General features: G+C 41.2%; 8 protein-coding genes. 3 read left to right on the top strand and 5 right to left on the bottom strand.

The features are described from left to right. Together AFK68_RS13320 and AFK68_RS13315 are read left to right on the top strand one after the other, a co-directional pair. A partial coding sequence (locus tag AFK68_RS13320) for an N-acetylmuramoyl-L-alanine amidase (RefSeq protein WP_168186452.1) occupies positions 1 to 2,841 on the top strand: 2,841 nt, incomplete at its 5' end. 15 nt (positions 2,842 to 2,856) lie between these two features. After that, positions 2,857 to 3,213 carry a CHAP domain-containing protein gene (locus AFK68_RS13315; protein ID WP_094673230.1) on the top strand — a complete coding sequence of 119 codons (357 nt, stop codon included), beginning with the start codon at positions 2,857 to 2,859 and terminating at the stop codon, positions 3,211 to 3,213. A 39-nt stretch (positions 3,214 to 3,252) separates the two neighbouring features. On the opposite strand, the gene AFK68_RS36745 is transcribed toward AFK68_RS13315, so the two are convergent. The 5 genes from AFK68_RS36745 to AFK68_RS36735 form a co-directional block, all read right to left on the bottom strand. Then, positions 3,253 to 3,393 (bottom strand): hypothetical protein, encoded by a 141-nt coding sequence (locus AFK68_RS36745; protein WP_168186451.1) that lies wholly within the window; start codon positions 3,391 to 3,393, stop codon positions 3,253 to 3,255. Between the two features lie 103 nt (positions 3,394 to 3,496). Further along, positions 3,497 to 3,637: a hypothetical protein gene (locus tag AFK68_RS36740; protein WP_168186450.1), complete on the bottom strand. Its 141-nt coding sequence runs from the start codon at positions 3,635 to 3,637 to the stop codon at positions 3,497 to 3,499. A gap of 35 nt (positions 3,638 to 3,672) precedes the next feature. Continuing rightward, positions 3,673 to 4,098 (bottom strand): type II toxin-antitoxin system HigA family antitoxin, encoded by a 426-nt coding sequence (locus AFK68_RS13310; protein ID WP_246844163.1) that lies wholly within the window; start codon positions 4,096 to 4,098, stop codon positions 3,673 to 3,675. Next, positions 4,061 to 4,360, bottom strand: a complete 300-nt coding sequence (locus AFK68_RS13305; protein WP_094673228.1) for a type II toxin-antitoxin system HigB family toxin — start codon at positions 4,358 to 4,360, stop codon at positions 4,061 to 4,063. The genes AFK68_RS13310 and AFK68_RS13305 overlap by 38 nt, the downstream gene beginning before the upstream one ends. 118 nt (positions 4,361 to 4,478) lie before the next feature. Then, on the bottom strand, positions 4,479 to 4,679 hold the full coding sequence (locus AFK68_RS36735; protein ID WP_094673227.1) for a hypothetical protein: 201 nt from the start codon (positions 4,677 to 4,679) through the stop codon (positions 4,479 to 4,481). 337 nt (positions 4,680 to 5,016) lie between these two features. On the opposite strand from AFK68_RS36735, the gene AFK68_RS13295 reads away from it, so the two are divergent. Further along, positions 5,017 to 5,583: a Uma2 family endonuclease gene (locus AFK68_RS13295; RefSeq protein WP_094673226.1), complete on the top strand. Its 567-nt coding sequence runs from the start codon at positions 5,017 to 5,019 to the stop codon at positions 5,581 to 5,583. Positions 5,584 to 5,687: the final 104 nt, after the last annotated feature.

The following is a 5,687-nucleotide window of genomic DNA, read 5'->3' as shown; positions in this document are numbered from 1 at the left end:
TATTCTAGTTATGGTGATGGTTTAGATATTGTCGCCGATAGCGGAACGTTAGAGAATCCAGTGTTGTCCACTGTTGGCGATGGTCTGGGGGCCATGAATGGGACTTCTGTTGCCACCGCTAAAGTAACAGGTGCTATTTCTCAAGTTTGGGCTGCAAATCCTGAATTGAATTATCGTCAGGTCATTGATATTCTCAAAAATACGGCGACTGACTTGAACACCCCTGGATGGGATGGGGAAACAGGTGCGGGGTTATTGAATATTCCATCGGCGATTGATTTAGCCAAGACGACAACACCGGAGGAATATAACCCGGATTTACAAGTTGTTCCGACCACTTGGAGTGGAGAAGGAAAAGTTACTCCGATGGAACGTGCGGTTCGTTACCGTTACGAAATGAATGCAGGGGATACCTTGTGGGGAATTGCACAACGGGAGCTAGGTAATGGAGCTCGTTGGACAGAAATTACTAAAGACCCAGGAGGAAAAACGCCATTTACAAGTGCAGAGGCAGCGCGATTATCTATAGGTCAAGCCATTTATTTACCAGGAAATGACCCTAATCCCCAACCGCAACCTCAGCCGCAACCACAACCTAGTCCTGATGCTGTTAAACAAGCTGCCCTGAATAATTTCTTGAAGCCTTTTGAAAATTTACAGAGTTCTTCGTGGTTAAACTTCCTCAAAGAGATGTTTGAGAAGTCCTACAGCAATGCTAATCAAACTCTCAAGTCAAAAGCACCACAACAAGGAACCGGAATTTCTCTTAATGCTGCGCGGAACGTCATACCAACTCAGAGTGTACAAACCTTAGTTGGCAAGAAAATTATTCTCGATCCTGGTCATGGAGTTACTAATACAGGATTCGACCCTGGTGCAGTTGCTAACGGTACAACAGAAGCTGCTGAAAACTTACATCAGGCAAATTTGATTGCCAATCATTTACGACAGTTAGGTGCAGAAGTTAAGGTCTTAGATGAACCCTTATCTTTGGCACAAATCGGTCAACGAGCTGCGGGATATGATATTTTTGTTTCGCTGCACCAAAATGCTTTTAACAAAAATGTCCAAGGACATGAAGTTTTTTCTCATCCAAACGCCCCCGCTAAAGATGCTCAACTTGCTCAAGCAATTAACAGTGAGTTAGATGCTATCTTCCCTGATAGTATTATTCCCGACCGAGGTACAAAGAAAGCAAATTTCTCAGTTTTGCGTAATGCTCCTACCAGTGTTCCTGCGGTTTTGGTGGAATCTTTGTTTATGGACGCTCCAGGGATGAGCCGTGCTAATGTTGAAAAAGCCGCTAGTGCTGTAGGGCGTGGAATTGAAAAATTCTTCACGGGTAAAGTAACAGGTTCTACTCCCCTAAGCAATCCCACCACACCTCAACCCACTCCATCCTCTACATCAGGTGTTGTAAATTCTAAGGTTGGTTCATTTCCTTTAAATTTACGTTCTGATTCTTTTGTTGGTGCAAGTATTATTGGCAGGTTGCCCAAAGGAACACCACTCAAGATTTTGAAATCTGTTACGGGTAGAACTTATAACCCTCCTACTGGTTCTCGCAATGATTGGTATCAGGTTGAAGTCAACGGTAAAACTGGCTATGTGGCAGCTTACTATGTTGATGTTAAGTCTTCTAGTAATCCAAAACCAACCTCTTTCAATCTTAAGCCCGAAGGCACTAATTTAGAGTTCCGGCGAGGTCAAGAATGGATTACGTCTACAGGTTATAAATTTAAGTTTCAGACAGATGGAAACTTAGTATTGTACAGTCCCCAAGGAAAGGTACTTTGGGCAACGGGAACGGAGAAGACAAATGCCGATCTGTTTGCAGTTCAAAGGGATGGCAATGTTGTCCTCTACAGTCGTGGTAAGCCAATTTGGTCAACTGATACTGGAGGCAATCCTGGTGCAAACTTTGCTATTCAAGGTGATGGTAATCTTGTAGTTTATTCCTCGAATGGCAAGGCGTTATTTGCTACAGGAACCGATAACGGTAGGACTAAAACGCGATCGGCATCATCAGATTGGCTTAATAAGCGAAACCCATCTATTAGCAAGCCTGGTTATGTTGACTCTTCTTTCGGGCTAAATTTCCGTACTAGCCCTTCTTTAAGTGGATCGAGAATCAGTAGGTTGGCTAATGGAACTAATTTGACCATTTTACAAAAGGTTTCTGGTGGTTCTTACAATGGTCGCAGCGATTGGTATAAAGTCAAGGTAGGAAATACTACTGGTTATGTTGCTGCCGCTTATGTCAAAGAAGGCAACAAGAGCATTGCTGGTTTACAGTTCTCAACTATCACTAGCAAGGCAACAAACAAAGCACTAGATGCAGGTGGTCAAAATAATTCAGTTTATCCACATCCATCACCTAGTTCCGGGAATAATTTTCATCTGTGGGGTTTTGAGAAAGTTGGCGATTACTACATGATGATCAACAAGGCGACAGGGAAAGCTTTAGATGCTGGCGGAAATGGTGGAAAGCTACCTTACCTTCACCCCAATCCTAACAAAAATAATCCTTACCATCTCTGGAAAATCACAAAAGTGGGTGATGCTTATTTGGTGGTCAATAAAGCTACGGGGCGTGCCTTGGATTCAGGTGGTGCTAATGGCAATCAAATTTATATGTATCCTAATCCAATACGAGGGAACAATTTCCATTTGTGGAAGCTGAATTTGCCAGATGGTGGCGGTGCGAATCCTAAGCCTGGGGATGAGATGTATGGTAATCCAGAAGCGTTCTATGCTTCGGCTAAAGGCGAGGTTGGAATTACTCGTCTAGATGGTAAATACAACTTGCGAGGTCAATGTGTCAGTTTGATTGCCCGATAAATTCAAAAGGTTTTCTTGCCTGCTAACCAACGTTCTATTCCTCGCGCTTTTGGACACGGCAAAGATACTGCTCGTGTTGTTTCTGAAATGCTACCTCATAAATTTAGTTCTGCAACAAGCTCGGGTTTGCCCAAACGGGGTGCAGTTATTTCTTTTCCCGACATTGGAGTTGTTGGTGGAGTGCGGTACGGGCACGTTGGAATTGTCATGGAATCTCGTCGGTTATCCAACGGACAACGACAAGTCAGGATTATGGATTCAAACGGTGACAACAAAGGAGTTAATAGCAGGGTAAAAGAGCATTCTGACTGGATTAACATTCCTAGCTCTAGTAGTTACGGTTCGCGTATTTACTGGACGAATCCTAAATAATTTCAGTAGTAGCAGTAGGGTGCGTTAGGCGGTCAAGACTTATGGGACGAACGAAGCCATAAAAATTGTCCGCCGTAACGCACCAATATTAACAATCATCAATTCTTGTAAATCTTGCGATCGCCTTTCCACAATTCTCAATCTTCCCAAAACGGCGATCGCCACCGAACCATTTCTCAATGTAGAGGCGATTCGCGAATCGCCTCTACATGATATTTATTCATTAGAAGACCCAAACCGAGGAAGCTGAAATTTGGCCAAATATCAAACAAATTGAATCCTTCTACCGAGTAGATTTTTGGTTATTAGTCAAGCGATCGCTCAGATTTTTTGAGTTTTCAATTTCTGCCCTTGAAGCGATCGCCTCCCAACCATTCCCTAATGTAGGGGCGATTCGCATAGATGCCCCTACATATTTATTCATTATTTTTTTGATAATAGGGCGATTGCTCCTATTAATTATCGCCCAAATAAACTAGAATCAACCTTAAAAACATACCCCAAAACTTCAGCCAATTCGTTGCCAATCTCACGGCTACCATTAACCAACTCAAACACCATATCCTCCGAACCAACAACCCCCACCAAATCTTCAGGTTTTACGTTTTGTTGTTCCATTAAAAATAGTAACATTGAATGAGGAGAACATGAGGCACCGGGACGATAAAAATCTTCCTCAAATTTCTCAATTAAAACAATCAATAACTCATAAAGAGTATCCTCTTCTGGAGTGCGATTTTGAACGTGCATCAACTCCTCTACAACTGCGAGCGCTCGTTCATTTTCATCCTCTGTTTTAATTAGTTTCGGCTGGTATTTTACCAATAAATCGCTATATTTTTGCGAGCTAAAAGTAGGGGGCATTTTTCCAAGATTCCTTGTCATATTCTGCATGGGTAAAAATGTATTTAATGTAAATTAATTGCCTTTGGTAATCTATACTAACAATTAAGCGATATCTATTCCCCTTAATATTAAAAACTGTAAAATTACCAACAGCTTCAGCGGTGGGAAAAACAGATTGCACCTCAATTAAATTTGACCAATTAGCCTTACTGGCAACTTTATACCAGTTATCCAAAGGTTCATTACAATCCTTATGTTTGCCAGCATATTCCCTTAAACGTCGATAGCTAATGACGTGCATTTGTGAGTTGATAAAATAACTAATTAATATTATAGCAGTTAACAGCAGAAAAAATACTTATTCCAGAGGCGATCGCTCCTACCTAGACATTTATTGGTAAGTCTATCCCGATCTATCCTTAAATTTCTTGTTGTAAAATCTCCTCATAATTAGTAGCTAAATCTGGGGAACCAGCAAATAAACCAATCAAAGGATCGTCCTCAGAATTGGCATTTAGATTGCCTGATTCTAAATTTAGTTGTTGTTTAAAATTAGAAGTTTCTGTTGATTTTCGCATTTGAACAACGATTTTTTCTAATAACCATATTTTCTCCTCCATAGATAAGTTATTAATTGCATTTTCCAGTTATAGTAATTTGGATGAAACCATTAGGAATAGAATTAGATTAACAATAAAAAATTATAACACAACTGATTTTAATTTAGTTAGGAATTACGCAAAGAAACCCGGTTTCTAGGATAAATCGTTGTTTTGAGCAATAGATGTCTACGACAAACCGGGTTTCTGGGTTCACATGGCTTTAGTCCTGTTAGTTAGGAAATCGCCCCTACATCATATTTATCCGTAACGCTGCGCGATCGCCACTGCCACCATCGAAACCCACTACCAAAAAATATGTTAGAATAGCCACAAACCTATATACAATAGGAGAAATATGTCCAACGTAACAGTCAAAGACCTAGAAATACTGCAAACCCTAACTAAAGAAGCGGGTTTTGACTATCAATTTGAACTAGAAAGTGGAAAAATATCAGTCATGGGACCATCAGACATTGTATCGAGCGAAGTAGGCATTCTGTTTAGTCGTTTGCTAGGAAACTGGGTTTACCCCCGTCGCCTGGGGCGGGTGTTCGACTCCGCAGGAGGTTTTATTCTACCCGATAGCAACCTCAAAGCACCAGATGTCTCTTTCGTAAAAGCAGAACGCTTACCCCGAAGCATCCGCTACTTTGCAGAAATGGTTCCAGACTTAGCAGTAGAAATCAAATCCCAAAGCGACCGTATCCCTAAACTGCAAGAGAAAGTTAGGAAATACATCGAACTGGGAGTGCAAGTAGGAATTTTAATCGACCCCGACGAAGAAACAGTAGAAATTTATCGCCCTACAGGAGATACAGTAGAACTTACTGGCGATGACATTTTGACTGTTCCAGAACTCTTCCCAGGTTGGGAGATATCGATTTCCGAGCTTTGGCCGCCAATCTTTGATGAAGAGGAGTAATATAAAATCCGGTTGAATACTTATTAGAGTTGTTGGGAAATAAGGTAAAATGGTTCAAGCAGAAATTGGCCAGAAGAATGCTAAATATTGAACGAGCCTTAAAA

Origin of the sequence: Hydrocoleum sp. CS-953, from assembly GCF_002260545.1 — a bacterium.
In the GTDB taxonomy this organism is placed as follows: Bacteria; Cyanobacteriota; Cyanobacteriia; order Cyanobacteriales; family Microcoleaceae; genus Trichodesmium.
The sequence above is the reverse complement of the archived record's forward strand: the minus strand, read 5'-3'. Positions and strand labels throughout refer to the sequence as shown.